This window comes from Variovorax terrae (genome assembly GCF_022809125.1).
GTDB classification, from domain to species: domain Bacteria; phylum Pseudomonadota; class Gammaproteobacteria; order Burkholderiales; family Burkholderiaceae_C; genus Variovorax_A; species Variovorax_A terrae.
Window position 1 is genome coordinate 234,107 of the sequence record NZ_JALGBI010000002.1, and the last position, 23,873, is coordinate 257,979.

Annotated in this window: 24 protein-coding genes; 4 read left to right on the forward strand and 20 right to left on the reverse strand. The window is 69.5% G+C overall.

All coding sequences use genetic code 11. The features are described 5' to 3' along the window. Genes MMF98_RS16475 through MMF98_RS16505 form a run of 7 tightly spaced genes read right to left on the reverse strand, consistent with a single transcriptional unit; the run spans window position 1 to window position 5,448 of the window. Window positions 1-1,008, reverse strand: coding sequence for a Rieske 2Fe-2S domain-containing protein (locus tag MMF98_RS16475; RefSeq protein WP_243307766.1), 1,008 nt, complete (start codon window positions 1,006-1,008; stop codon window positions 1-3). An 11-nt stretch (window positions 1,009-1,019) separates the two neighbouring features. Next, window positions 1,020-2,162: an ABC transporter ATP-binding protein gene (locus tag MMF98_RS16480; protein ID WP_243307768.1), complete on the reverse strand. Its 1,143-nt coding sequence runs from the start codon at window positions 2,160-2,162 to the stop codon at window positions 1,020-1,022. 8 nt (window positions 2,163-2,170) lie between these two features. Continuing rightward, on the reverse strand, window positions 2,171-3,217 hold the full coding sequence (locus tag MMF98_RS16485; RefSeq protein WP_243307770.1) for an ABC transporter substrate-binding protein: 1,047 nt from the start codon (window positions 3,215-3,217) through the stop codon (window positions 2,171-2,173). Window positions 3,218-3,267: 50 nt separating this feature from the next. After that, window positions 3,268-3,582 carry a 2Fe-2S iron-sulfur cluster-binding protein gene (locus MMF98_RS16490; protein ID WP_243307771.1) on the reverse strand — a complete coding sequence of 105 codons (315 nt, stop codon included), beginning with the start codon at window positions 3,580-3,582 and terminating at the stop codon, window positions 3,268-3,270. 6 nt (window positions 3,583-3,588) lie between these two features. Beyond that, on the reverse strand, window positions 3,589-4,581 hold the full coding sequence (locus tag MMF98_RS16495) for a Rieske 2Fe-2S domain-containing protein (RefSeq protein WP_243307772.1): 993 nt from the start codon (window positions 4,579-4,581) through the stop codon (window positions 3,589-3,591). A 7-nt stretch (window positions 4,582-4,588) separates the two neighbouring features. Beyond that, a complete protein-coding gene (gene gloA, locus MMF98_RS16500) occupies window positions 4,589-5,038 on the reverse strand; it encodes a lactoylglutathione lyase (RefSeq protein WP_279343711.1) in 450 nt (149 codons plus the stop codon). Between the two features lie 23 nt (window positions 5,039-5,061). Further along, a complete protein-coding gene (locus MMF98_RS16505) occupies window positions 5,062-5,448 on the reverse strand; it encodes a RidA family protein (protein WP_243307773.1) in 387 nt (128 codons plus the stop codon). A 257-nt stretch (window positions 5,449-5,705) separates the two neighbouring features. On the opposite strand from MMF98_RS16505, the gene MMF98_RS16510 reads away from it, so the two are divergent. Together MMF98_RS16510 and MMF98_RS16515 are read left to right on the forward strand one after the other, a co-directional pair. Next, window positions 5,706-6,692: a LysR substrate-binding domain-containing protein gene (locus MMF98_RS16510; RefSeq protein WP_243307774.1), complete on the forward strand. Its 987-nt coding sequence runs from the start codon at window positions 5,706-5,708 to the stop codon at window positions 6,690-6,692. Next, on the forward strand, window positions 6,685-8,124 hold the full coding sequence (locus tag MMF98_RS16515) for an amidase family protein (protein WP_243307775.1): 1,440 nt from the start codon (window positions 6,685-6,687) through the stop codon (window positions 8,122-8,124). Before MMF98_RS16510 ends, MMF98_RS16515 begins: the two co-directional genes overlap by 8 nt. 66 nt (window positions 8,125-8,190) lie before the next feature. Here MMF98_RS16515 and MMF98_RS16520 read toward each other — a convergent pair whose 3' ends face one another. Both MMF98_RS16520 and gor read right to left on the reverse strand, forming a co-directional pair. Beyond that, window positions 8,191-9,684 (reverse strand): AMP nucleosidase, encoded by a 1,494-nt coding sequence (locus MMF98_RS16520; protein ID WP_243307776.1) that lies wholly within the window; start codon window positions 9,682-9,684, stop codon window positions 8,191-8,193. Window positions 9,685-9,818: 134 nt separating this feature from the next. After that, window positions 9,819-11,183, reverse strand: a complete 1,365-nt coding sequence (gor, locus tag MMF98_RS16525; RefSeq protein WP_243308652.1) for a glutathione-disulfide reductase — start codon at window positions 11,181-11,183, stop codon at window positions 9,819-9,821. Between the two features lie 176 nt (window positions 11,184-11,359). Here gor and MMF98_RS16530 point away from each other — a divergent pair, with 176 nt between their 5' ends. Continuing rightward, window positions 11,360-12,664: a chloride channel protein gene (locus tag MMF98_RS16530; RefSeq protein WP_243307777.1), complete on the forward strand. Its 1,305-nt coding sequence runs from the start codon at window positions 11,360-11,362 to the stop codon at window positions 12,662-12,664. Between the two features lie 12 nt (window positions 12,665-12,676). Here the strand turns inward: MMF98_RS16530 and argE are convergent, their stop codons facing one another. The 4 genes from argE to MMF98_RS16550 form a co-directional block, all read right to left on the reverse strand. After that, window positions 12,677-13,792: an acetylornithine deacetylase gene (argE, locus tag MMF98_RS16535; protein ID WP_243307778.1), complete on the reverse strand. Its 1,116-nt coding sequence runs from the start codon at window positions 13,790-13,792 to the stop codon at window positions 12,677-12,679. Window positions 13,793-13,802: 10 nt separating this feature from the next. Beyond that, window positions 13,803-14,723, reverse strand: coding sequence for a DMT family transporter (locus tag MMF98_RS16540; protein ID WP_243307779.1), 921 nt, complete (start codon window positions 14,721-14,723; stop codon window positions 13,803-13,805). Beyond that, the gene (locus MMF98_RS16545) at window positions 14,724-15,443 is read right to left on the reverse strand and encodes an alanyl-tRNA editing protein (RefSeq protein ID WP_243307780.1); all 720 of its coding nucleotides are present in this window, start codon (window positions 15,441-15,443) and stop codon (window positions 14,724-14,726) included. 78 nt (window positions 15,444-15,521) lie between these two features. Next, a complete protein-coding gene (locus tag MMF98_RS16550) occupies window positions 15,522-16,355 on the reverse strand; it encodes an AraC family transcriptional regulator (RefSeq protein ID WP_243307782.1) in 834 nt (277 codons plus the stop codon). Window positions 16,356-16,449: 94 nt separating this feature from the next. Between MMF98_RS16550 and dbpA the strand changes: the two genes are divergently transcribed. Beyond that, on the forward strand, window positions 16,450-17,835 hold the full coding sequence (dbpA, locus tag MMF98_RS16555; protein WP_243307783.1) for an ATP-dependent RNA helicase DbpA: 1,386 nt from the start codon (window positions 16,450-16,452) through the stop codon (window positions 17,833-17,835). 60 nt (window positions 17,836-17,895) lie between these two features. Here dbpA and MMF98_RS16560 read toward each other — a convergent pair whose 3' ends face one another. From MMF98_RS16560 to MMF98_RS16590, 7 genes are read right to left on the reverse strand one after another with little or no spacing between them, the layout of a single operon-like run. Further along, complete coding sequence (locus MMF98_RS16560) at window positions 17,896-18,882, reverse strand: Bug family tripartite tricarboxylate transporter substrate binding protein (RefSeq protein WP_243307784.1); 987 nt, start codon at window positions 18,880-18,882, stop codon at window positions 17,896-17,898. Between the two features lie 18 nt (window positions 18,883-18,900). Next, window positions 18,901-19,074, reverse strand: coding sequence for a hypothetical protein (locus MMF98_RS16565; protein WP_243307785.1), 174 nt, complete (start codon window positions 19,072-19,074; stop codon window positions 18,901-18,903). Beyond that, window positions 19,067-20,155 carry a branched-chain amino acid ABC transporter permease gene (locus MMF98_RS16570; protein WP_243307786.1) on the reverse strand — a complete coding sequence of 363 codons (1,089 nt, stop codon included), beginning with the start codon at window positions 20,153-20,155 and terminating at the stop codon, window positions 19,067-19,069. Before MMF98_RS16570 ends, MMF98_RS16565 begins: the two co-directional genes overlap by 8 nt. A gap of 1 nt (window position 20,156) precedes the next feature. Next, window positions 20,157-21,041, reverse strand: coding sequence for a branched-chain amino acid ABC transporter permease (locus MMF98_RS16575; protein ID WP_243307787.1), 885 nt, complete (start codon window positions 21,039-21,041; stop codon window positions 20,157-20,159). Continuing rightward, window positions 21,038-21,760: an ABC transporter ATP-binding protein gene (locus MMF98_RS16580; protein WP_243307788.1), complete on the reverse strand. Its 723-nt coding sequence runs from the start codon at window positions 21,758-21,760 to the stop codon at window positions 21,038-21,040. Before MMF98_RS16580 ends, MMF98_RS16575 begins: the two co-directional genes overlap by 4 nt. Next, window positions 21,757-22,503, reverse strand: a complete 747-nt coding sequence (locus MMF98_RS16585) for an ABC transporter ATP-binding protein (protein ID WP_243307789.1) — start codon at window positions 22,501-22,503, stop codon at window positions 21,757-21,759. The genes MMF98_RS16580 and MMF98_RS16585 overlap by 4 nt, the downstream gene beginning before the upstream one ends. Beyond that, window positions 22,500-23,819 (reverse strand): ABC transporter substrate-binding protein, encoded by a 1,320-nt coding sequence (locus MMF98_RS16590; RefSeq protein ID WP_243307790.1) that lies wholly within the window; start codon window positions 23,817-23,819, stop codon window positions 22,500-22,502. Before MMF98_RS16590 ends, MMF98_RS16585 begins: the two co-directional genes overlap by 4 nt. Between the last annotated feature and the right edge of the window lie 54 nt (window positions 23,820-23,873).

Sequence of the window (23,873 nt, forward strand, 5' to 3'; positions counted from 1 at the left end):
TCAGTTGATGAACGGGGCCGAGGGATGGGCGCGCGGATAGGCCCGCAGATAGCGCAGGAAGCGCCCCAGCGTCGTGTCGGCCTTGGTGAGCAGGCCTTGCCGGTAGTGAATGGTGTTGAGGATGTCCTTGTCCTCGCCGACCGTGCGCCGGCTGATGGCCAGCACATCCTGGAGCTGCGCCGCGGCGTCGGGGCCGGCACGCACCAGGCTGCAGCTGAACACCTCGTGCTGGCCGGGCCGCGGCAGGCTGAAGCCGGTCACGTTGCAGCGCCAGTAGCCGTTGTACAGGCCCCAGCGGTAGAACACGCTGGTGCCCAGGATGCCGGCCGTGTTGGCGATCGGCACATTGCCCTGATGAACGCCGCTGTAGCTGAATTCCATGCCGTGCTCGTGCCAGCGCACGAGTTCGTGCGGGTCGTCCGCGTCGAAGCGGATCTTGTGCACCACCTTCAGGTGCTGCATGTCCGGCGTGTTGGCGGCGAACACCCAGGGGTCGCACTGCAGGCGCTCGCCCATGCGGTAGGCGCTGGCGGCCAGTTCGGCATCGGGATAGGGCAGTTGCGGCAGATCGAACAGCGGCGTCTCGCCGTTGAAGACCCAGATGATGCCGAAGCGCTCCTGCGTCGGAAAGACGAACAGGCAGGCCGAGCGGGGTGGCGGGTCGCCAATGCCGGTCTTCACGCACACACCGTCGCCGTTGTACTCCCAGTGGTGGAAGGCGCACTGCACGTGGTTGCCCACGACCCGGCCCACCGACAGGTCCGCGCCCACGTGCGGGCAGTAGGCGCTCATGGCCTGCGGTGCGCCGCCCTCCTTGCGGAAGACGACGATCTTGCCGTCCAGGAACTCAAGGCCCAGGATCTGGCCCGCCGCCAGGTCCGAGGCGAGCGCGACCGGGTACCACGACTGCGAGAACAGCCCGTTCTCGCCTTCGGGTGGAATCGGCATGGCGCGCGGAGGCTGCGGGCGCGGCCGGGTGGAGGCGGGCGGGGCGATGGTCTGTTCCATGAAGCGAGGTCCTAGTCGGGCACGACGATGGTGGCGGAGGGCGACAGGCCCAGCTCGACGGCCTGGCCGGCCGCCCAGGTCTGCGCCTCGACGCCGCCGCGCAGGGGCTTGCGGATCGAGATGGCCTGCGCTCCGGCGATCTGCGCCAGCATCAGCAGGCTGTCGCCCTGGTAGATCACGTCCGTCAGCCGGGCGGGAATGCGGTTGAATCCCTCGCCATACTCGCCCGGCAGCAAGAGGCGCTCGGCCCGCAGCGCCACATGCAGCGAAGGCGCGTCGGGCAGCGGGTCGGCCACCGCCAGCAGGCGGCCGTCCGGCAGGGCTACGGTGCCCGCCGATGCCTGGGTGACGGGCACCAGCGTCGTTTCTCCGATGAAGCCGGCAACGAAGCGGCTGGCGGGCTTTTCATAGATGCGCGCAGGAGCGTCGCACTGCTCGATCCGTCCCTTGTTCATCACGGCGACCCGGTCGCTCATGGTCAGCGCCTCGCGCTGGTCGTGGGTGACGTAGAGGGTGGTGGCGCCGATCTTCTCGTGCAGGCGGCGGATCTCGACCTGCATCTGCTCGCGCAGGTTCTTGTCCAGCGCCGACAGCGGCTCGTCCATCAGCACGATGCGCGGCGCGAACACCACGGCGCGGGCCAGCGCCACGCGCTGGCGCTGGCCGCCAGAGAGGGCCGAGATGCTGCGGCCGCCGAGCTGCGAGAGCTGCACCAGCTCGAGGGCCTCACGCACGCGCCGGTCGATCTCCGGGCCCGCCATCTTGCGCACCCGCAGCGGAAAGGCGATGTTTTCGTACACGCTCTTGTGCGGGAACAGGGCGTAGTTCTGGAACACCATGCCCAGCCCGCGCTCGTGCACCGGCCGGGCGGTGACGTCATCGCCGCCGAACCACAGCGTGCCCTCGTCCGGCGCAATGAAGCCCGCGATGATGTTGAGCAGCGTGGTCTTGCCCGAACCCGAGGGCCCGAGCAAGGTGAGGAATTCGCCGGGCTTCACGTCGAGCGAGACGCGGTCGAGCGCCGCGAACGCGCCGTAGGACTTGCTCAACGCCTCGGTCCGGATGCCCAGCGATCCCTGCCCGGCGGCCGCGGGCGCCTGGTCGCGCACGGCCAGGCCGGCCGGCGCGGCGGAAAGAACGGATGCAGGACTCATGGCCACCATCACTGCAGGAACTTGGCGAAGCGCTGATAGGCAGCTTCGGCCTCGGGCGAGGCATACCAGCGCTGGTCGGCCCACACCTGCCGGGGCAGGTTCTGCGGCGCGCTGGGCAGCCACTCCATCGCGGCCGCGGGAATCAGGCCGCCCTCGAAGGCCTTCAGGTTGGTCGGGCCGTAGATGCTGGCCACGGCGAAGGCGGCCTGGTTCTTCGGTTCGAGCGCGGAGTTGATCAGCTGCATCACGGCCTTGGGGTTCTGCGCGTTGTGCGGCACCATCAGGCATTCGGTGTCGATGAAGGCCTTGTCCCAGACGAAGGTGAGCGGCGTGCCGTCCTTGACCACCGACATCGCGCGGGCATTGGAGATCAGGCCCATGTCCACCTCGCCGTCGCGCATCAGCTGCATGGCCTGGCCGCTGGACTTGTACCAGACCGCCACGTGCGGCTTGATCTTCTCGAGCTTGGCGAAGGCGCGGTCCACGCCGGCCGGCGTGCGCAGCACCTTGTACACGTCGGCCGGGGGCACGCCGTCGGCGATCAGCGCGATCTCCAGCGCATACAGGCCGTCGCCGATCAGGGTGCGGCGGCCGGGGAATCTCTGCACGTCGAAGAAGTCGGCCCAGCTCTTGGGGCCGTTGGCGCCGTACTTCTTGGTCTGGTAGGTCAGGCCGTAGCTGAAGGTGTACACGCCCACGTACTTGGGCTGGGCCAGCGCGGCCGGCACCTTCGACTTGTCGACCACGCCGTAGTCGATGTCCTGGATCAGGTTGGCCTGGGCCGCCTGCTCACAGCGCGCGAAGCCGATTTCAGTGAGGTCCCAGCCCGGCGCCTTGGCCATCAGGTGGGCCTTCACGCCGCTCCAGAAGCCGTTGCGGTCTTCCTTGATGCGGATGTTGAGCTTGCCCGCGTCGGCAAACATCTGGTTGACCATGGCCTCCTGCAGGGGGCCGCCGAAGCCTGCGAAGGCCACGGTGGTCTGCGCGGCGGCGGCCAGAGGCCATTGCAGCAGCGCAGCGGTGGCGACTGCGCCCAGGATCTTGAGGACTTTCATCGTGAACACTCCAGCAATAGGGGTTGGTACTTGGAAAGGGAGGCGGTGCTTCAGGCGGCGATGGCCAGCCGCAGGCCGTCCATCGCCTGCTCCACGCGAATCTGGCAGGCCAGGCGCGACGTCGGCCGCCGCCCATCCAGCCAGTCAAGCAGGGCGGCTTCGTCGGGCGCGGGGGCGGGAAGGCGGGCAAACCAGGTCTCGTCCAGATGCACGAGGCAGGTGCCGCAGGCCAGGCTGCCTTCGCAGGAGGCCTCGATGTCCAGGCCTGCGTCCTTGAGCGAGCGCATCAGCGAGCGCCCGGCCTGCGCCGGCACCTCGCGCAGCGCCTGGCCGTCGGCATCGAGCAGGTGGCAGGTGATCGTCATGGCGGTTCAGCGGATGAAGGGGGCCGATGGATGGGCCCGCGGGAAGTTGCGCACGATGGTCAGGTACTTGGCGAGCGTGCGGTCGGCCGCGGTGAAGGTACCCTGGCGGTAGTGGATGCTGTCGAGGATCTTCTCGTCCTCGCCGATGGTGCGCTCGGTGATGCCGCGCATGATGGCCAGGCGTTCCTCGGCCTGCTCGCCCTTGAGCACCATGGCCGCGCCGTACACGTGGTGCAGGCCGGGCGCGGGCAGGGCGAAGCCGGTGACGGCGGCGCACCACCAGTCGCCATAGCTGCCGGTGCGCCAGAAGCAGCCGGTGCCGCGCAGGCCCAGGTTCCAGTCGATGGGCACGCCGCCCTGGTGCCGGGCCTTGATGTTGTATTGAAGGCCCCACTCGTCCCAGCGGATCTCGTCGTGCGGGTCGCCATGCTCGAACTTCACCTTGTGCACGGCCTTGAGGTGCTGCATGTCGGGCGTGTTGGCCGCGAACACCCAGGGGTCGCTGTGAAACGGCCGCGGCAGCTTGTAGCTCCAGACCAGGAGCTGGTCTTCGGGGTAGCCCATGTCGGGCAGCTCGAACAGCGGCGTCTCGCCGTTGAACACCCACACGATGCCCCAGCGCTCCTGCGATGGAAAAACGAACAGGCAGGCCGAGCGCGGCGGCGGGTCGCCGATGCCGGTCTTAACGCACACGCCGTCGCCGTTGTATTCCCAGTGGTGGAAGGCGCATTGCACATGGTTGCCCACGACCTGGCCCACCGACAGGTCCGCGCCCAGGTGCGGGCAGTAGGCGCTGGTGACGTGGACCGCGCCGTCATCGCCGCGGAACGCAACCACCTTGCCGTCCAGAAAGGGGCAGCCCAGGACCTGCCCCCGGGCCACTTCGGACGACAGGCACAAGGGGTACCACGACTGGCGGAACAGGCCATCCTGGCCTTCGGCCGGAATGGGCAGGGTGCGCGGGGGCGTGGGGCGTGCGGGGGCGGCGGTCGGTTCCATGGTCTTTCTACTTTCTGCCGATCAGCTCGATCTTGTAGCCGTCGGGGTCTTCGATGAAGGCGATCAGGGTCGGGCTGTGCTTCATGGGCCCCGGCGAGCGGGAAATCTTCACGCCGGCCTCGGCCAGCTCGCCGCAGGTCGCATAGATGTCGTTCACTGCCAGCGCGATGTGGCCGTAGGCCGCGCCCTGGGCGTAGGGCTCCTGCTGATCCCAGTTGTGCGTGAGCTCCAGCACCGTGTCGCTGTCCTCGTCGCCGTAGCCGAGGAAGACCAGCGTGAAGCGCCCGCTCGGGTAGTCCTGGCGGCGCAGCATCTGCATGCCCAGCGCGCCGATGTAGAACTCGAGCGAGCGCTGCAGGTTGAACACGCGCAGCATCACGTGCAGCAGGCGCGTGGGCCGTTCGCTGAGATCCAGCCGCGGCTCGGGCTGGGAATGGGTGGCCAGTTCGTAGTCCATCGCGAATCCTGTGCTCGCCCGCCTTACTTCACCGCAATGGCTTCGATCTCCACCTTCCATTCGGGCTTGACCAGCCCGGACACATAGACCAGCGTGGAGGCCGGCTTGTGGCCCTTGAGCACGCCCTTGCGCACTTCCACGAAGGTGGCGTAGTCGGCCGGATTGACCAGGAAGATGGTGGTCTTCACGATGTTCGTGATGCCCATGCCCGACTCGGCGAGGATGGCCTCGATGTTGGCCCAGGCCTGGCGGCACTGGGTGGCCACGTCGGCCGAGGCCACGCCGTTGGCATCGATGCCGATCTGGCCGGCGGTGTACACCGTCTTCTGCGCGCCCTCGGCGAGCATGCCGTTGCTGTAGGAGGCCGGCTCGCCGCCCATGGAGGCCGGGTTGATCATGTGGATGCTCATGGGGTGTCCTTTGGTGTGAATGAGTGTGGAGACGAAGAGGCTTCGGATGTCCTGATTGTTCAAGCGCGGGCGCGCTCTGCCTAATGAAAAATTGTTGGGGCGGCACTTCAAGAAAGTTGGGGCCCCTGCGGGCGCGGGGCTGGCCCGGAAATCGCTAGAACCCGGGAGATGGGGTTTTCGCCATTCCGGCGCTTCATCGCGGGGCGTAACATGCCCCACGAAGGCGCTGGCCCGACTCGCCTGTGATGAACGACACGATGCACAAACGCAAACGCCTGCCGCCGCTGAAGGCGCTGAAAGTTTTTGAAGTCTCTGCCCGGCTGGGCAGTTTTGCGCGCGCGGCACAGGAGCTGTGCGTGACGCAGACGGCCGTCAGCCACCAGGTCAAGATGCTGGAGGAGTTCGTCGGCGGCCTGCTGTTCGAGCGCGTATCGAGCGGGCTGGTGCTCACGCCGCTCGGGCAGACCATCCGCCCCGGCATCGTCGCGGGCTTCGAGAGCTTCGAGTCCGCCATGGCGCTGCTGCCGCGGCCCCAGCCCAGGAGCGTCGAAACCCTCATCATCAGCGCCTTGCCCTCGTTCACGCAGGAGTGGCTGATGCCCCGGCTGGAAGAGTTCCGCACCCAGCGGCCCGACATCGACGTGATGGTGCGGACCGACTACAAGATGGTGGACCTGGCCGACTCCGACGTGGACCTCGCCATCCGCTTCAGCCGCGCCGACTTCGGCCGCGACCTGAAGGCCGACCTGCTCTCCAACGAGCAGGTCTTTCCGGTCTGCAGCCCGGACATCCTCGACCAGCCGGCCGGCAGCTACACGCGCGACGACCTCAAGCGCTTCACCCTGCTGAACTCCTCGGTGCGCATGGTGCACGAGCCCTGGATGTCGTGGGAGCTGTGGCTGGAAGAAGCCGGCTTCGAGCACACCGACGTCACCAGCGGCCCGTGCTTCAGCGACCCCTTGCTCATCCTGCGCGCCGCGGTCGCCGGGCGCGGCCTCGTGCTCGGCCGCAGCATGCTGGTGCGCGACCACCTGCGCAGCGGCCGCCTGGTGGCGCCCTTCAGCGGCTGGGCCAAGCCGATCCTTTCTTCGTACTTCGTGGTGAGCACGGTCCAGAAGGCCCGGCTGGAGAAAGTGGTGGCCTTGCGGACCTGGCTGCTGGACTGCGCGCAGCGCGAGGCCGCCGAAGGCGCGGGCGGCACGCCGCCCGCCGCCGCGCAAGAGGCCAGCCTGGACCGTGCCTGAGCACGGCCCCCTGGCGGCGTTGACCGCGCAGGCGGTGCGGGCGGCGCTGCAGGCCGGCCAGTTCAGTGCGCAGGTTTATGGCGAAGCGCTGCTGGCGCGCTGCGCGGCCTTCGGCACGCTGAATGCACTGGCCTGGCTGGAGCCCGAGGCCGTCCTGCGGCAGGCCCGCGACGCCGATCGCGCACGCGCTGCGGGCGAGCCGGTTGGCAGCCTCGCGGGCCTGCCCGTCGTGGTCAAGGACAACATCGACACGCCAGGCTTTCCCACCTCGGCGGGCAATGCCTGGCTGCGGTCCTGCCTGCCGGACACGGCCGCGCCGGTGTGGCAGGCGCTGGCAGGCCAGGGCGCGATCCTGCTGGGCAAGGCCAACATGCACGAGCTGGCCGCCGGCGGAACCTCGAACAATCCGGTGTTCGGCCGCGTCGGCAACCCGGTGTCGCCGGGGCGCATCGCGGGGGGCTCCAGCGGCGGCACGGCCGCTGCCATTGCTGCCGGGCTCGCGCCGCTGGGGCTGGGCACGGACACCTCGGGCTCGCTGCGCACGCCGGCCTCGTTCTGCGGCATCGCGGCCCTGCGCCCGACCACGGCGGGCGAGCGGGCCTACAGCGCCCAGGGCATCGTGCCCCTGGTGGCCGCGCTCGACACCGCCGGCCCGATGGCACGCAGCGTGGCCGATCTGGTCTTGTTGCATGGCGCCATCACCGCCCGTTCGCCATCGATGCCGCCAGCGCCCGAGGGCCTGCGGCTCGGCGTGCCGCGTAGCTACTTCTGGGACCGGCTGCAGGCGCCGGTGGACCAGCTCTGCCGCATGGCGCTGGGGCGGCTGCAGGACGCGGGCATCGCCTGCATCGAGCTGGACCTGGGCGAGCTGGCCGAGGAGGCCGTGCACTGGCAGATCGAGCTCGGCCGCGCGGGCCGGCTGCGCGACCTGCGGGCCTTTCTCGCGCAGCGCCTGCCCGGCGTGGACCTGCGGGAGTTCATCGGCGCCATCCGCAGCGAGGACGTGCGCGCGCTCTACCTGGACAGCCCGGCCAGCGCGCAGGCCGAGGCGCCGATCCTGCGCGAGCATCTGCCGCGCCTGCGCCGCCGCTACCAGCATCTGCTGGACACGCACTGCCTCGATGCCATCGCCTATCCCTGCGTGCCGGTGGCCGCGCCGCTGGAAGCGCAGGCGCGCGGCCGGCCGGACGACGTGATCGAACTGCACGGGCAGTCCGTCGCGCTCGGCCTGGCGCTGGCCCGGAATGCGCGCTTTGCGGCGGCCCTCGGCGCGCCCGCGCTGGTGCTGCCGGCGGGGCGCAGCGAGGAGGGCCTGGCCATCGGCCTCGAACTGGCCGCCCGGCTGGGCGACGACGGCCGGCTGCTGGCGCTGGGGCAGACGGTGGAGGCCGTACTGGCCTCCCACCGGCAAAAAACCCCGAAATTTGAATAAAAACAGCCGGAGGTCCAGGTCCTGCGGTCAAAGTTTGCTATCAAATAGATAGCGACCGGGTGATGGCTACTGGAACGCGACCTCGGCAAAGCTGCGCAGCTTGCGGCTGTGCAGCCGGTCCACGCCCTCGCAGCGCAGGATCTCGATGGCGCGCATGCCGATGCGCAGGTGCTGGTCCACGCGCTCGCGGTAGAAGTGGTTGGCCATGCCGGGCAGCTTGATCTCGCCGTGCAGCGGCTTGTCGGAGACGCACAGCAGCGTGCCGTAGGGCACGCGGAAGCGGAAGCCGTTGGCCGCTATTGTTGCGCTCTCCATGTCCAGCGCCACGGCGCGGCTCTGGCTGAAGCGGCGCTGCGGCTCGTTGTGCGGCAGCAGCTCCCAGTTGCGGTTGTCGGTGCTGGCCACGGTGCCGGTGCGCATGATGCGCTTGAGGTCGGCGCCGCGCATCTGCGTCACGTCTTCCACCGCCTGCTCCAGCGCCACCTGGATCTCGGCCAGCGCGGGAATCGGCACCCACAACGGCAGCTCCTCGTCGAGCACATGGTCTTCGCGCACATAGGCGTGGGCCAGCACGTAGTCGCCCAGCTGCTGGCTGTTGCGCAGGCCGGCGCAGTGGCCCAGCATGATCCAGGCGTGCGGACGCAGCACCGCGATGTGGTCGGTGATGTTCTTGGCATTGGCCGGGCCGACGCCGATGTTCACCATGGTGATGCCGCTGCGGTCGGCCCGCATCAGGTGGTAGGCCGGCATCTGCGGCAGCCGCGGCGGCGCCACGCCCAGCGCATCGCCGGGCTGGGCCGGCAGGCCGGCGCGGCGCGTCACCACGTTGCCGGGCTCGACGAAGGCCACGTACTCGCTGGCCGGGTCGGCCATGGCTTCGCGGCCCAGGCGCACGAACTCGTCGATGTAGAACTGGTAGTTGGTGAACAGCACGAAATTCTGGAACCACTCGGGCGCGGTGCCGGTGTAGTGGCGCAGGCGGTGCAGCGAATAGTCCACGCGCGGCGCGGTGAACAGGGCCAGCGGCTGGGGCTCGCCGGGGCGCGGCTCCCAGGTGCCGTTGGCGATGCCGTCGTCCATCGCGGCCAGGTCGGGCAGGTCGAACGCGTCGCGCATCAGCAGGCGGCGCTCTGCGCTCAGCGAGCCCTCGATGTGGTCGTGCTCGGCAAACGAGAAGTGGACGGGGATGGGCTGTGTGCTGGTGCCCACCTCGAGCTCGACATGGTGGTTCTGCAGCAGCAGGCTGAACTGCTCGAGGTAATAGTCGCCGTACAGGTCGGGCCGCGTGAGCGTGGTTTCAAAGCGGCCGGGCCCCGCCACGAAGCCATAGCTCAGGCGCGCGTTCTCGGGCGAGCCGTGGCGCGCCACGGTGTCGGTGTGCACCCGCACGAAGGGATAGCAGGCCCGCACGTGGCCGGGCAGGCTGTCGCCGGCCACGAAGCGCTGCATGGCCTCGCGCAGGTGCGCCAGGCTGCTCTCGTAGATGGCCTGCACCTGGGCCAGCGCGGCAGCGGCGTCGGTGTAGCGGGTCGGGGCGATGAAGGGGGGCAGGTAGGGCATATGCAGCTATTGTGTACCGGGCGGGCAAAAGGGTTGTTTGCCGTGGTGGCCTGCATGGGGCGGCCCCGCAGGACCAGGCTCCCGCCTCGCCGATGCGGCGGCCGGCGGGCCGGTCCTGCCCCTCGGCCGCGCCGTCAAGCGGCCTTGAACGGCACCGGCTCGCGCATCGTCACGAATTCTTCCGCCGCCGTGGGGTGGATGCCGATGGTGCTGTCGAACAGCGCCTTGGTGGCGCCGGCCTTCAGCGCCACCGCGAAGCCCTGCACGACTTCGCCCGCGTCGGGGCCGACCATGTGCAGGCCGACCACGCGGTCGCTCGCCTCGTCCACCAGCAGCTTCATCAGTGTGCGCTCGCTGCTGCCGCTCAGGGTGTGCTTGAGCGGCTTGAAGTCGGTGCGGTAGACCGCGACGCGGCCGAACTTCCTGCGCGCCTCGGCCTCGGTGTAGCCCACGGTGCCGATGTTGGGATGGGTGAACACGGCCGTGGGGATGAAGTCGTAGCCCATGGTGCGCGTGCCCGGGCCGAACAGGCGGTCCACCAGCGCCATGGCCTCGCCCAGGGCGACGGGCGTGAGCTGCACGCGGTCGATCACGTCGCCCAGCGCGTGGATGGACGGCACCGAGCTCTGGTAGTGCGCGTCGACGACGATGGCGCCGCGCTCGTCGAGCGCCACGCCCGCGTCCTCCAGCCCCAGGCCGGCCGTGTTGGGCACGCGGCCGGTGGCATAGAGCGCGGCGTCCACCGTGAACGTGTCGCCCTCGGCGAGGCGCACGGACAGGCCCTGTGCCGTGCGGGTGATGGCGGCCACGCCGGCGTTCAGCCGCAGGTCCACGCCGGCCTTGCGCATCTCGGCGGCGATGAAGTGGCGCACGTCGTCGTCGAAGCCGCGCAGCACCTGGTCGCCGCGGTACAGCTGCGTCACCTGGGCGCCCAGCCCGTTGAAGATCGAGGCGAACTCGCAGGCGATGTAGCCGCCGCCCACCACCAGCAGGCGTTTCGGGAACGGCTCGAGGTCGAACATGTCGTCGGAGGTGATCACCTGCTCGCGGCCCTCGAACGGCGGCACGCTCGGCTGGCCGCCCGTGGCCACCAGGATGTGGCGGGCCGTGTGGTGCTGGCCATCGACTTCCACCGTGTGGCCGTCGACCAGCCGGGCCCGGCCGCGGATCAGCCGCACGCCCGCGCCCAGCAGCAACTGCTGGTAGACGCCGTTGAGCCGCGTGATCTCGGTGGCGCGATTGGCCTTGAGCCGGCTCCAGTCGAACTGCGGGTGGCCGACCTCCCAGCCGAATCCCGCGGCTTCCTCGAACGCCTCGGCGTAGTGCGCGGCATAGCTGTAGAGCTTTTTCGGGATGCAGCCCACGTTGACGCAGGTGCCGCCCAGCGCGCCGGCCTCGGCCAGCGCGACCCGGGCGCCGCGCTGCGCGGCCATGCGCGCGGCGCGCACGCCGCCGCTGCCGCCGCCGATCACGAACAGGTCGAAGTCATGGGTGGGCATGGGGTCGGGCGCTTCCTTGGCTGTGGCGGGGAGGGCAGACGCCATTCGGTGAATGGCGGTGTGCCGGTATCGTACGGGATCGCGCAGCGCAGCGTGCGGGCCCGCCGGCAAAGGCCCCCGGGGATAAACTGCCTTCGATGTGCCCGCCGGACAGCGCCGACAACCCCCCTGGCTCCGTGGCCCCCGAACCGGGCCCGCGCGGGCCGGCGCCGGCCGGGCAGACGCTGCGGCTGTGGTTCTGGGCGGCCGTGGTCGGCGCCCTGGCCGCTGCCGCCACCGTCGGCTTTCGCTGGCTGGCGCAGCAGGTCGAGTGGCTGGCCACGGGCCAGTCGGGCAGCCTGGTGGCCGCGGCGCGCGCCCTGCCGCCCTGGCACCGCGCGCTGGTGGGGGTGGCCGGCGGCGTGCTGGCCGGCCTGGCGCTGGCGGCAGGCGCCTGGTGGGCCCGCCGCGGCCCGCGCGGCGCGCAGCACCTGGACTACATCGATGCGGCCCGCGCCGGCCAGGCCGAACTCAACGACCGCACCACGCTGGCGCGCACCGTCTCGGCCCTGTTCTCGGTCGGCACCGGGGCCTCGATCGGCCGCGAGGGCCCGATGGTGCAGCTCGCGGCCTGGCTCGCCTCGTGGCTGGCGCGCTGGCTGCCCTTCACCGTGGAGCAGCGCAACACCCTGATGGTCTGCGGCATCGCGGCGGGCATCGGCTCGGCCTACCACGCGCCGGTGGCCGGCGTGGTGTTCGTGCTCGAACTGGCGCTGGGCTTCTTCGCGCGGCGCACCGTGGCGCCGGTGCTGATCGCCTCGGCCACCGCGGGCGCGCTCATCTACTGGCTGGTGGAGCCGGCCCCGCTGTATGCGATGCCCTCCGTGGCGATGGTGCCGACCAGCCTGGGCGTGGCCCTGCTGGCTGGCGTGTTCTTCGGCGCCGTGGGCTGGCTGCTGCTGGGACTGCTCGAAGGCAGCCGTGGGCTGTTTGCGCACCTGCGTCCGCTGCCGCTGCGCCTCGGGCTGGGCGGCTTGCTGGTGGGCTTGTTGTCGGTGGCGGTGCCGGAGGTCTGGGGCAATGGCTACAGTGTGGTCTCGCGCGTGCTGCAGGGCGAACTGCTGTGGCAGGGGCTGGCTGTCATCCTGCTGGCCAAGGTGGCTTCCACCGCGCTGAGTTCGGGCAGCGGCGCCATCGGCGGGGTGTTCACACCCTCGCTGTTCGTCGGCGCGGCGGCCGGCAGCACGCTGGCCCAGGTGGCAGCGCTGTGGCTGCCGGCCAGTCTGGTGGGCGACCCGCGCCTGCTCGCGGTGGTCGGCATGGCGGCGGTGCTGGCGGCGGTGACGCACGCGCCGCTGATGGCGATCGTGATGGTGCTGGAGATGACCGGCCAGTTCCAGCTCACCGTGCCGGTGATGCTGGCCTGCGGCGTGGCTTATGCGATCAGCACCGAGTTCGGTGCGCGGCCCCTCTACGGCAACCCGATCGAAGGGAATGCCTGAGGCCTTGAAAAATCATCCAGGGACTTCGATGCCCGTGGCCCAGGCGCCGACGCGGGCCAGAAAGCGGTCGGCGGCGTGTAGTTCGCTGGCGGCGATCCATTCGTCGGGCTGATGCGCCTGGGCAATGGTGCCCGGCCCGCAGACCAGCGAGGGAATGCCGGCCTGCTGGAAGAACCCCGCCTCGGTGCCGAAGGCAATCTCATGCGGTGGCCACAGTGCGCCCAGGGCTCTGGCCACGTTCACGGCCGGGCTGGCGCTGTCCGCGCCGAGCGCCGGCACGCCGGCGAGCAGGGCCTGCTCGACTGCGACGTCCGCAGGCGTCGCGGCCAGCATCCGTTCCACCTCGCTCCTCACCGCCGCGGTGCTGGCCTCGTCGGTCGGCCGGAACTCCCACAGCACCTCGCAGCATCCGGGGACGATGTTGAGCGCCGTGCCGCCGTTGATGCGGCCGATATTGAAGGTGGTGCCATGACCTTGCCGCGGCAGCCTGCGCCCCAGGCTCGCCAACTGCGTGATGAGCAGGGCGGCCGGCTCGATCGCGCTGGCGCCCAGGCTCGGATCACCCGAATGCGCCGGGCGGCCCCGGAAGGTGACCCGGTGGCCGTAGAAGCCGCGGTGGGCCAGGCCGACGCGCATCCCGGTCGGCTCGCCAATGATGGCGAGCGCCGGCCGCGGAGCATGGGACAGCATGTCGGCGATCAGGCGCGGAACGCCGAAGCAGCCCACCTCCTCATCGTAGGAGAGCGCGAGCTGGATGGGGCGCTGCAAGTCCAGGCCGCGCCAGGACGGAACCGCTGCCAGGCAGGCCGCGATGAAGCCTTTCATGTCGGCCGCGCCCCGGCCATGCAAGCGGCCATCGCGCTCGACCAGCGTGAAGGGGTCGGAGTGCCAGTCCTGGCCCTCGACCGGAACCACGTCGGTGTGCCCGGACAGCACGATGCCGCCCGCCACCTCGGGGCCGAGGGTCGCCAGCAGGTTGGCCTTGGCGCCGTCGTCGCTGTGGCTCAGTCGCACGCGGGCGCCATGGCTTTCGAGGTAGTCGGCGACCCAGCGGATCAGGTCCAGGTTGGAGCGGTGCGAGGTCGTGTCGAAGGCGACCAGGACGCGAAGCAGTGCGGTCGTGTCCATGGCCGGGCGTTCAACCGGGTTGCGGGCGCCGCGCGGGCCGCAGCGTGGTGACGAAGAAACCCAGCAGGATGAGCGCGATGCCCGCGAGATGGAAGGCGCGCACGGGTTCTTGCAGCAGGAGGAAGGCCAGCAGCGCCGTGAACAGCGCGACCAGATGGAAGGACACGCCGGTCACCGTCGCGCCGAGCATCGCGACGCAGCGGTTCCACAGAATGAAGGCGAACAGCGAGGCGAAGATCCCGATGTAGAGCACGGCGCCGAGCGAGGTCGGGTCGGTCGGGATCTGCGCGCCGCGCGCCAGCTCGAACACCCAGAAGGGCATCAGCACGGCCAATCCCGCGGCCATGGTGGCAGCCAGGAACACCAGGGGGCTGATTGCCGCGGGCTTGCACCGCAGCAGCACGGAGTACACGGCGTAGTTGGCGACGGCCAGCAGCACCAGCAGCTCGCCGCCGTCGAAGCGCAGGGCCGCGAGGCTGGCCAAGTCGCCGCGCGCCACGATCCAGGCCACGCCCACGAAGGAGATGGCGATGCCGAGCAGCGCCTTGCCGGTGATGCGCTCCACGCCGAGCACCAGCGCGGCGAGCGGGACCATGAGCGGCAGCGTCGAGTTGAGGAAGGCCACGCTCGCGGCCGGCACGGTCTGCAGGGCCAGGTAGCCCAGCGCGTTGTAGCCGGCGATGCCGAAGGCGCCGCAGGCCGTGATGAGCCGCCAGTGGCGCGCCAGCAGTGCGCGCTCCCGCCAGGCCTGGCGCCAGACGAAGGGCGACAGCGCCGCGAGCGCCACGACCCAGCGGCCGACCGCCAGCGACACCGGTGGAAAGACGGGGCCGAGCGCGCGGCCCAGCACCAGGTTGCCGGCCCAGAAGGCCGGCGGCAGCCACAGCAGCCAGACGGGATGGGCCCACAGGGCGAGCAGCAGCCGGCGCATCTACAGGCCCTGCAGTCCGATGCGCACGCGGCGGTTGGAGCGGCCCTTGTTCTCGATCTTGAGGATGCGGATCGGCCGCGAGGCGCCCGTCGAATCCAGATGCGTGCCGCCGCAGGCCTGCCGGTCCAGCCCGGCGATCTCGACGATGCGGATCAGGCCTTCCGACGAGGGGGGCGGAGCCACCGAGCGTGAGCGCAGCAGGCCTTGCTCGCCATGGGCCGCGGCCAGGGGCACATGGCTGACATGGACGGCCAGGTCCTGCCTGACCACGTCGTTCAGCTCCGGCTCCAGGGCCCGCAGGCGGTCGTTGTCGGCGTCGGGCAGGTCGAAGTCGATGCGCGCCGTGCCGTCCTCGTTCATCTGCACGCCAGTCACCAGGGCGCCGTCGAAATCCCTGAACACCAGTGCGTTCAGGATGTGCAGGTCCGTATGGAGCTCGCGCATGAGCTGGCGGAAGACCGGGTCGACCTCCGCCCGGACTTCGCCCGTGACCTCGATGCCGCCGGCCAGCTGGGCCCAGACAGCGCCGCCTTCTTCGGAGAAGCCGGTGACCGCCGCCTCGCCGCCCTGCCAGCGGATGAGGCCCCGGTCCGGGAGCTGGCCGCCGCCGCCGGGATAGAAGGGATGCCGGGACAGCAGGACGGCACCCGGCCGTGCCCGCAGCACCTGGGCGTCGAGTGTCAAGGTGCCAGGATGGTCCTGGCAGAAGAGTTGCGTCATGGCTTGCCTTACTGGTTGGCGCCAGCATGGCAGGACGGCGCTAGATGCTATTGGTCAAAATTGAGGGAGGCGGCTTTTTCAGCCCGCGCCCGCCTGCACGTACTGCAGCGGCGTCATGCCGAATGTGCGCTTGAAGTGCTTGTTCAAGGCGCTCTGATCGTAAAAACCGGAGGCCAGGGCGGCCTCGACGACGGACTGGCCCCGTTGCAGCCGGCGCAGCGCTGCCCGCAGGCGCAACTGGGTCAGGTAGGTGTGCGGGGTCAAGCCGATCGAGCGATTGAACACGCCGATCAGCTGGAAGGGCGTCAGGTCCGCGGCCGCGGCCATCTGCTCCAGCGTCAGGCGCTCCGCATGGCCATCGCGCATCAGCTCCAGCACGGGCGCGAGCACGCGCAGGTCCGCCGATGGCGCTCCAGGAACACGCTGCTGCGCCTGCCCATGCCTTTGGAACAAGGCGCCGAAGCTGCGCACGAACAGTTCCCGGTGCAACAAGGGATCGGGCTCGCCGTCCAGGGCGCGGTGAAGCTCCAGGAAGCGGGCGACGAGCTCCGGGTCGCGCACGACGTTCGAGGTGAAATAGCGGGGCCGGTCGATCCCCAGCGCGGCCAGAACCGCCTGGATGCCCGGCTCGGCCAGGTAGAAGGACCGGTAGCGCCAGCGCTCGCTGCCGCCCATCCGGCCCGAATGAGGTTCGGCGGGATTGAAGACCAGCAGCGCCTGCTGATGGGCGATATCGGTGCGGCCGCGGCTTTTGAACTCCGAGCCGCCGATTTCCGTGGCCGCGACGACGAAGGAGTCGTGGACATGGGGCGCGTAGTCATGCGTCGTGAAATCCGCATGAAGCATGTCCATCCCCGGCAGGCCGGGCGCATGCCAGTACCGGGACTTGTTGCGGGGATCCAACCGGGCCAAGGAAACACCTTTTCAAGCAGGGAGCCGACTCCGCCTCATTATGAATGCCCGTGCCTCGGGCAGGGGCTGAAGGCCATGTACCGATAATCGGCGCATGACCGCTTCTTCCACCGATTTCCGCAGCCTGCCGCTGTCTCCCGCCATGTTGGCCAACCTGCAGCAACTGGGCTATCTGGAGATGACGCCGATCCAGGCTGCCAGCCTGCCTGTGGCGCTGCTGGGCAAGGACCTGATCGCCCAGGCCAAGACCGGCAGCGGCAAGACCGCGGCCTTCGCGCTGGCGCTGTTGGCCAACCTGAACCCGCGCCGCTTTGCGGTGCAGGCCATGGTGCTGTGCCCCACGCGCGAGCTGGCCGATCAGGTGACCACCGAAATCCGGCGCCTGGCGCGGGCCGAGGAGAACATCAAGGTCGTCACGCTGTGCGGCGGCGTGCCGCTGCGCAACCAGATGGCGAGCCTCGAAAACGGCGCCCACATCGTGGTCGGCACGCCGGGCCGCATCATGGACCACCTGGAGCGCGGCTCGCTCAACATCGAGGCGCTCAACACCCTGGTGCTCGACGAGGCCGACCGCATGCTCGACATGGGCTTCTTCGACGACATCGCCACCGTGGCGCACCAGTGCCCGAAGGAGCGGCAGACGCTGCTGTTCTCGGCCACCTATCCCGAAGGCATCGCCCGGCTGGCCGCGCAGTTCATGCGCGCACCGCAGACCCTCAAGGTCGAGGCGCAGCACGAGGGCACAAAGATTCGCCAGCGCTGGTACGAGGTCAAGGAGAGCGAACGCCTGCATGCGGTGAGCCTGCTGCTCAATCATTTCCGCCCCGCGAGCACGCTGGCCTTCTGCAACACCAAGGCCCAGTGCCGCGATCTGGTGGGCGTGCTGCAGGCCCAGGGCTTCAGCGCGCTGGCGCTGTACGGCGAGCTGGAGCAGCGCGAGCGCGACCAGGTGCTGGTGCAGTTCGCCAACCGCAGCTGCTCGGTGCTGGTGGCCACCGACGTGGCGGCGCGCGGGCTGGACATCGCCCAGCTCGAGGCCGTGATCAACGTCGACATCACGCCCGACCCCGAGGTGCACATCCACCGCATCGGGCGCACCGGCCGCGCGGGCGAGGAAGGCCTGGCGCTGAGCCTGGCCAGCCTGGACGAGATGGGCAGCGTGGGCAAGATCGAGCTGCTGCAGGGGCGAGAATCGGAATGGCACCCCGTTGATGAACTGGTGCCCGCCGGCAAGGATCCGCTGCGCCCGCCCATGGCCACGCTGCAGATCATCGGCGGCCGCAAGGAAAAGATCCGGGCCGGCGATGTGCTGGGCGCGCTTACCGGGGAGATGGGGTTTCGCAAGGAGCAGGTCGGCAAGATCAACGTCAACGAGTTCTCGACCTATGTCGCGGTGGAGCGCGAGATCGCGCGCGAGGTCGAGAAGCGCCTCAACGCCGGCCGGGTGAAGGGCAAGAGCGTCAAGGCGCGCCTGCTCTAGGGGCAACGCTGATCAAGCCCTGGTTATGGCGTCACGCGGGCAGGCTTCTCTCAGGCCTGCTCAATCGGCCCGGATGCCGCGCTGCTGGATCAGCGGGTGCCACAGCGAGGTTTCCATCGACATGTAGGCGCTCATCAGCGTGGCGTCGCTGGGGCTGACCTCCATGCCGAATTCGACCAGCTTGCGCCGGACTTCAGGCGCGGCGACGGCCTTCTGCAGCTCGGCCGAGAGCTTGTCCACCACCGGCTTGGGAGTGGCCTTGGGCACCACCACGCCTTGCCACGCATAGACCTCCAGGTCCTTGTGTCCCAGCTCCGCGAAGGTGGGCACATCGGGCAGCACGGCCATGCGCCTGGCCGACACCACGGCCAGCGGGCGCAGGCGCCCGGCCTTGATCATCGGCAGGCCGCCGGCGCTTTCCACGATCATCATCGGCACCTGGCCGCTGGCCACGTCCTGCACCGCGGGGGCGGCGCCGCGATAGGGCACGTGCACGATGAACAGGCCCAGGCGCTGCTTGATCAGCTCCATGGCCAGGTGGTGAGGCGTGCCCACGCCAGGCGATGCATAGCTGTAGCGCCCGGGTGCTTTCTTCACTTCGTCGATCAGTTGCTGCACGCTGGTGATGCCGCTGCCCGGATGCACGGCCAGGATCAGCGGGAACCGCGCCATCAGGCCCAGGGGCGCGAAATCCCTTGCCGGGTCATAAGCCAGCTTTTTGTATAGCACGGGGTTGAAGATCAGCACGGCGTTGTCGGCCGTGAGCAGTGTGTAGCCATCGGCCGGCGCCCTGGCCGCCTCGGCGGCCGCAATGCTGGAGGCCGCGCCCGGCTTGTTGTCGATCACCACCGGCTGGCCCAGCTGCTGTGACAGCTGGTGGCCGACCGTGCGGGCCAGGAAGTCGGTGCCGCCGCCGGCGGGAAAGCCCACCAGCCAGCGCAGCGGCTTGTTCGGAAAATCCTGCGCGTGCAGGGGACCGTTGAGCGCGGCGGCCAGCGCCAGGCCCTTCAGGACCGTGCGGGCGAGGTTGAGGATGCGTGCATTCATGGTGGGCTCCTGAGTTAGTTAACAGGTTAAATAAATGGCAAAAAAAGAGATCCCTTGTTGATCAGCCCATTGCGAACGCAGTGGCAATCTCAAAGCTCCGACAGGGGCCAACGCATTCGCCAATGCGCTGAACGAGGTGCTGCGTTCGGCCGAGGCCGGCCGGCCGTCGATCAGCATGGAAAAGTCAGGCATGGGAGTTCTCCAGCGGAGTGGAACGGGTGGGCGCCTGGCTGCGGCGCGCCGGCGCGGGGTCTGCGTTCAGGCGATAGCCCACGGGCAACAGCTGCAGGCCGGTGCGCTGCTCGAATTCGCCCCACAGGCCCTTGGGCAGGAACAGCGCGAACAGCACCGCCACCACGCCCAGGCCGATCAGGTAGGTCACGCCGGTGGCGCCAAAGAAAGTCTCGATGGCGAAGAACAGCGCGGCGCCGATGATCGGGCCCTCATACGTACCGATGCCGCCTACCAGCACCATGAAGAGCATGTAGGCCGTCCATTGCACGCTGAAATAGGTTTTGGGTTGGAAGGTCACCGAGGTGGCCAGCCACAAGGCGCCGGCCGCCGCGCAGCCAAACGCGGACAACACGAAGATGAGCCGCTTGGCAGGCAGCACGCGCACCCCCACCGAGGCGGCCGCGTCCTCGTCGTCGCGGATGGCCTGCAGCGCAACGCCGGTGCGGCTGCGCAGCAGCACGAACACGCACCAGCCCAGCGCCACCATCACCGCCAGCGCCATCCAGTAGGTCGTCAGGCGCCTGGTGCCGGGGTCGTACTGCTGCAAGGCGATGAGCGAGGTGCCCGTCTCGCCCTGGATCAGCGTATCCAGGTTGACCAGCAGATGCGCCAGCGCCGCCAGGACCCACATGCCGATGGCGAATTCGCCGCCGCGCAGCCTGAGCATCAGGTAGGAGATGGGAATGGACAGGGCCGCTACCGCCAGCGCGCCCGCCAGCAGCGCGGGGTAGGGGCTCATGCCTGCGTTCGCCAGCCGCACGGCCGCATACGCGCCCAGGCCGAAGAACGCCTGGTGGCCGACCGAGACCTGGCCTGCATAGCCGGCCAGCGCGTTCCACATGAGGGCCAGGATGGCATAGATGAACAGCGTGGTGAGCCGGTCGACCCAGCCTGCGTCCAGCACCAGCGGTGCCAGGGCCAGGCCCAGTTGCGCGGCCACGAGCAGCGCGACCGAGGTCCTGGCGGTGGGCGTCCAGCGCTCGACCCGCCAGGGGGTGAGCCGGATCGCATCGTCTTGAGAGGGGGCAGTGCGCGGCATGTCAACGCTTTCGGCGAAAGAACGGCAGGGGAGGGTCCTGCAGGAAGATGCGGGCCAGCAGCACGGCAAGGAACAGCACGTGGCCGGCGATGAGGAAACCCTGGGGGTGCAGCTGGGCGCCCAGGCTTTGCGCCAGGCCCAGGGCGATGCCGCCCAGCAGCGTGCCCCAGAGCGAGCCGGCGCCGCCGATCATCACGGCCTCGAAGGCAAAGAGCAGCTGCGGCGCGCCCGAGTACGGGTCCACGGTCGCGCGCATCGCCAGGAACATCCCGGCGACCGCAGCCGCGGCCAGCGAGATGGCGGCAGCCACCCCGTTGACGGCGATTGCGTTCACGCCGACCAGTTGCGCCGTGGCCGGGTCGTCGGCGACGGCGCGGATGCGCCTGCCGATGCTCGTGTAGGTCAGCAATAGCTGCAGCCCGCCCAGCAGTGCCATGGCAGTCAGGAAGATCAGCAGCGACAGGTGGCCGACCAGAAACCCTCCCACTTCGAACGCGTCGTAGGCCAGGCTGTCGATGTGCGGCGCCAGCGACCGCGTGTCCGCCCCGAACGCGCTGAACATCGCGTTGTCCAGCACCGCGGCCAGGCCGAAGGTCGCCAGGATCGGCACCAACTCGCCGGCGCGGCGGCTGCGCTCCAGCACCAGCCGCTGCAGCGCCCACCCCGCCGCCGCCATCGCCGGCAGCACCAGCAGCAGGCCCAGGAATGGATGCAGCCCATGCCGGTCGGCCAGGAGGTATACCGCGTAGGCGGCCAGCACCGCGATGCTGCCGTGGGCCAGGTTGATGATGCGCATCACGCCGAACATGAAGGACAGGCCACATGCCAGCAGGGCGTAGTACCCGCCCAGCAGCACGCCCTGCAGTACCTGGTTGGCCCAGCTCATCGGGCCGCCTCCGCGGTGGTGCGGTGCCCGAAATAGTGATCCATGACTTCCTCTCTTGTCATTTCACCGGCCCGGCCGCTGGCGACCACGCGGCCTTCCAGCAGGCAGGCGATGCGGTCGGCGATGCTGAAGGTGCGCTGCAGGTCCTGCTCCACCAGGATCAGGGTCGTGCGGGTGGCCAGCAGGGATTGCAGCGAGTCGTAGACGCCCTGCACGGCCACCGGCGACAGGCCCAGCGACACCTCGTCAAGCAACAGCAGGCGCGGGTTCGTCATCAGCGCGCGGCCGATCGCCACGGCCTGCTGCTGGCCGCCCGAGAGCGATCCCGCCTGCGCCTTCAGCTTGGGCACGAGCTGCGGAAACGCCGCCAGCACGCTGTCGAAGTTCCATGGCCCCGCGCGGTGCGCGGCCAGCGCCACACGCAGGTTGTCGGCCACGCTCATCGACTTGAACAGCCTGCGGCCCTCGGGCACCAGGGCCATGCCGAGCGCGGTGCGCTGGTGCGCGGGCAGCGCCGTGACATCCCGGCCTTCAAAGACGATCCGGCCCGCCGCCGCCGGGTGGATGCCGGCCAACGTGCGCAGCAAGGTGGTCTTGCCCGCCCCATTGGCGCCGACCAGGGCCAGCCGCTCACCTTCGGCCAGCGACAGGTCGATGTCGCTGACGGCCTGGAGCAGGCCGTGGCGCGCCACCAGTCCGGTGACTTGCAGCAGGCTCATGCGTGGCCTCCCAGGTAGGCGGACATCACGGTCTGGTTTGACAGCACGGCCTCGGGCGTGCCGTCAGCGATGATGCGGCCCGCGTCCATGCAGACCAGGCGTTCGGCCACCTGCACCAGAACGTGGACGATGTGCTCGATCCAGACGATGGTGATCTGCCGCTGCCGCAGGGCCTTGATCGTGCCGACCAGCTCCGCGGCCTCGCCGTCGGTGAGGCCGCCGCCGATTTCGTCCAGCAGCAGCACCGCCGGGTCGGTGGCCAGCGACCGCGTCAGCTCCAGGCGCTTGCGGTCCAGCAGGCCCAGCGATTCGGAGCGCCGGTTCGCCACGGGAAGCATGCCGCACAGGCGGATCGCGTCCATGCTGCGCTCCTGCGCCTGCGTGCGGGTGAACCCGCCGCCGTGCAAGGCGGCGGTGAGGACGTTCTCGAAGACGGTCATGCCGCCGAATGGGCGCGGCACCTGGTGGCTGCGCGCGATGCCCAGGCGGCAGCGGTGTGCAGCATCCATGCCCGTGATGTCGCGCCCCGCATAGTGGATGGTCCCGGCCGTGACCGGCAAGGACCCCGACAGCGCCGCCAGCAAGGTCGTCTTACCGGCGCCGTTGGGCCCGACGATGCCAATGGCCTCGCCGCGGCGGAGGTTGAAGTCCACTTGGTCGAGCACGGTCTGGGCGCCGAACCGCTTGGACAGGCCGCGCGCGGAAAGCAGCGCCTGCGATGGGGGGCGGGACTGCGGGATCACGAATACGACTTCAGCTTGGCGGCCACGGGAATCCTGGGGTCGCTCTCGTTCTCCGTGATCACGTAGTCGTACTTGAATTTCGAGCCCGCTGCCGGCTTGACCCACTGCGCGCCGATCATGGGTACGGAGGAAACGTTGCCCACCGGGCCCTTGGTGAAGTCGACCTTGCCCATCATCGTGGTGGTCTGCAGCGTCGACAGCGCCTTGGCCAGCCCTGCCTTGTCCTTCGGGTTGGCGGCCGCCTTCAGGGCTGCCACGCCAGCGTCCAGCAGCGACAGCGAAGCGCCCAGCTGCTGGTTCCACTGCTTGCCCGAGGCCTTCTCGTAGCCATCGGCCAGTTGCACGCCAGTCAGGCCCGTGAGCGCGGAAGCGTACGGATAGTTCTTGTGCCAGTAGGCGGCCACCGACAGGTTGTAGCCCAGCGGGCCCAGCACTTCGATGGTCGACGCGAACAGGCCGGTCTTGGCGATCTGCACGACCTTCATCGACTTGGCCAGGCCCTGCTGCGCCGCCTGGCGCCAGAAGGTCGCGAAGTCCGGAGGAATCGGGAATGAGCACAGGATTTCGCATTTCTCGGCCTTGAACCTGGCGATCTGCGCGGAGAAGTCGGTGGTGCCTGTTTCGTAGGGGCCGCCGTCCACGACGGTGAAACCGGCTTTCTGCAGATGCGGCAACAGGGCGTTGCGGATGGCGTTGCCGTCGGCGTCGTTGGGCAGCAGGGCGGCAACTCTCTTGTTGCTGGGCACGGCCGACCATTGGGAGATATAGGACTTCACGAAATCGGCCACACCGAAGGAGAAGAGAAAGCTCCACTTGAAGGGCGAGGGCGCACCCGGCTTGGCGCCGCGGCCGAAGTACCACGCCTCCCAGGGCATCACGGTGGCCAGGCACGGCACGCCCGCGGCCTCGCAGGCATCGGACACGGGGTTCACCACCTCGGGCGTGGACGTGGTGAGCATCAGGTCCACCTTGTCGTTGTCAATCAGCGCCTTGGCGAGCTGGCTGGCGCGGGCCGGGTCCGACTGGGTGTCGCGGTCCAGGATTTCCACTTTGTAGGCCTTGCCGCCGATGACCAGGCCCGAGGCCAGGGCCTTGCGCGCCAGCGCGAGCACGTGGCCGTCGCCTTCGCCAAAGCTGCCCAGCGGGCCGGTGCGCGGGCTGACGAAGCCCACGCGCAGCGTGTTGTCGAGGCCCTGGGCGCGCGCCAGCGTAGGGTCCAGGAGGGCCAGGCCCGTGGCACCGGCCAAGCCCAGGACGTGGCGGCGATTGGGAGGGGTGGCCTGCGCGGGCGAAGCCGGTATGTTCGATTTGTTCAAGAGAGTCTCCTCGGGTCAGGTTGAGTTGTGGGGTGGAGTGAGGCGAGAGAAATC

What these genes read in the sequence shown, in the direction of transcription:
- MMF98_RS16475 (WP_243307766.1), bottom strand. Translation starts at nt 1,008, where the DNA reads ATGGAACAGACCATCGCCCCGCCCGCCTCCACCCGGCCGCGCCCGCAG.
- MMF98_RS16480 (WP_243307768.1), bottom strand. Translation starts at nt 2,162, where the DNA reads ATGAGTCCTGCATCCGTTCTTTCCGCCGCGCCGGCCGGCCTGGCCGTG.
- MMF98_RS16485 (WP_243307770.1), bottom strand. Translation starts at nt 3,217, where the DNA reads ATGAAAGTCCTCAAGATCCTGGGCGCAGTCGCCACCGCTGCGCTGCTG.
- MMF98_RS16490 (WP_243307771.1), bottom strand. Translation starts at nt 3,582, where the DNA reads ATGACGATCACCTGCCACCTGCTCGATGCCGACGGCCAGGCGCTGCGC.
- MMF98_RS16495 (WP_243307772.1), bottom strand. Translation starts at nt 4,581, where the DNA reads ATGGAACCGACCGCCGCCCCCGCACGCCCCACGCCCCCGCGCACCCTG.
- gloA (WP_279343711.1), bottom strand. Translation starts at nt 5,038, where the DNA reads ATGGACTACGAACTGGCCACCCATTCCCAGCCCGAGCCGCGGCTGGAT.
- MMF98_RS16505 (WP_243307773.1), bottom strand. Translation starts at nt 5,448, where the DNA reads ATGAGCATCCACATGATCAACCCGGCCTCCATGGGCGGCGAGCCGGCC.
- MMF98_RS16510 (WP_243307774.1), top strand. Translation starts at nt 5,706, where the DNA reads ATGCACAAACGCAAACGCCTGCCGCCGCTGAAGGCGCTGAAAGTTTTT.
- MMF98_RS16520 (WP_243307776.1), bottom strand. Translation starts at nt 9,684, where the DNA reads ATGCCCTACCTGCCCCCCTTCATCGCCCCGACCCGCTACACCGACGCC.
- gor (WP_243308652.1), bottom strand. Translation starts at nt 11,183, where the DNA reads ATGCCCACCCATGACTTCGACCTGTTCGTGATCGGCGGCGGCAGCGGC.
- argE (WP_243307778.1), bottom strand. Translation starts at nt 13,792, where the DNA reads ATGGACACGACCGCACTGCTTCGCGTCCTGGTCGCCTTCGACACGACC.
- MMF98_RS16540 (WP_243307779.1), bottom strand. Translation starts at nt 14,723, where the DNA reads ATGCGCCGGCTGCTGCTCGCCCTGTGGGCCCATCCCGTCTGGCTGCTG.
- MMF98_RS16545 (WP_243307780.1), bottom strand. Translation starts at nt 15,443, where the DNA reads ATGACGCAACTCTTCTGCCAGGACCATCCTGGCACCTTGACACTCGAC.
- dbpA (WP_243307783.1), top strand. Translation starts at nt 16,450, where the DNA reads ATGACCGCTTCTTCCACCGATTTCCGCAGCCTGCCGCTGTCTCCCGCC.
- MMF98_RS16560 (WP_243307784.1), bottom strand. Translation starts at nt 18,882, where the DNA reads ATGAATGCACGCATCCTCAACCTCGCCCGCACGGTCCTGAAGGGCCTG.
- MMF98_RS16565 (WP_243307785.1), bottom strand. Translation starts at nt 19,074, where the DNA reads ATGCCTGACTTTTCCATGCTGATCGACGGCCGGCCGGCCTCGGCCGAA.
- MMF98_RS16570 (WP_243307786.1), bottom strand. Translation starts at nt 20,155, where the DNA reads ATGCCGCGCACTGCCCCCTCTCAAGACGATGCGATCCGGCTCACCCCC.
- MMF98_RS16575 (WP_243307787.1), bottom strand. Translation starts at nt 21,041, where the DNA reads ATGAGCTGGGCCAACCAGGTACTGCAGGGCGTGCTGCTGGGCGGGTAC.
- MMF98_RS16580 (WP_243307788.1), bottom strand. Translation starts at nt 21,760, where the DNA reads ATGAGCCTGCTGCAAGTCACCGGACTGGTGGCGCGCCACGGCCTGCTC.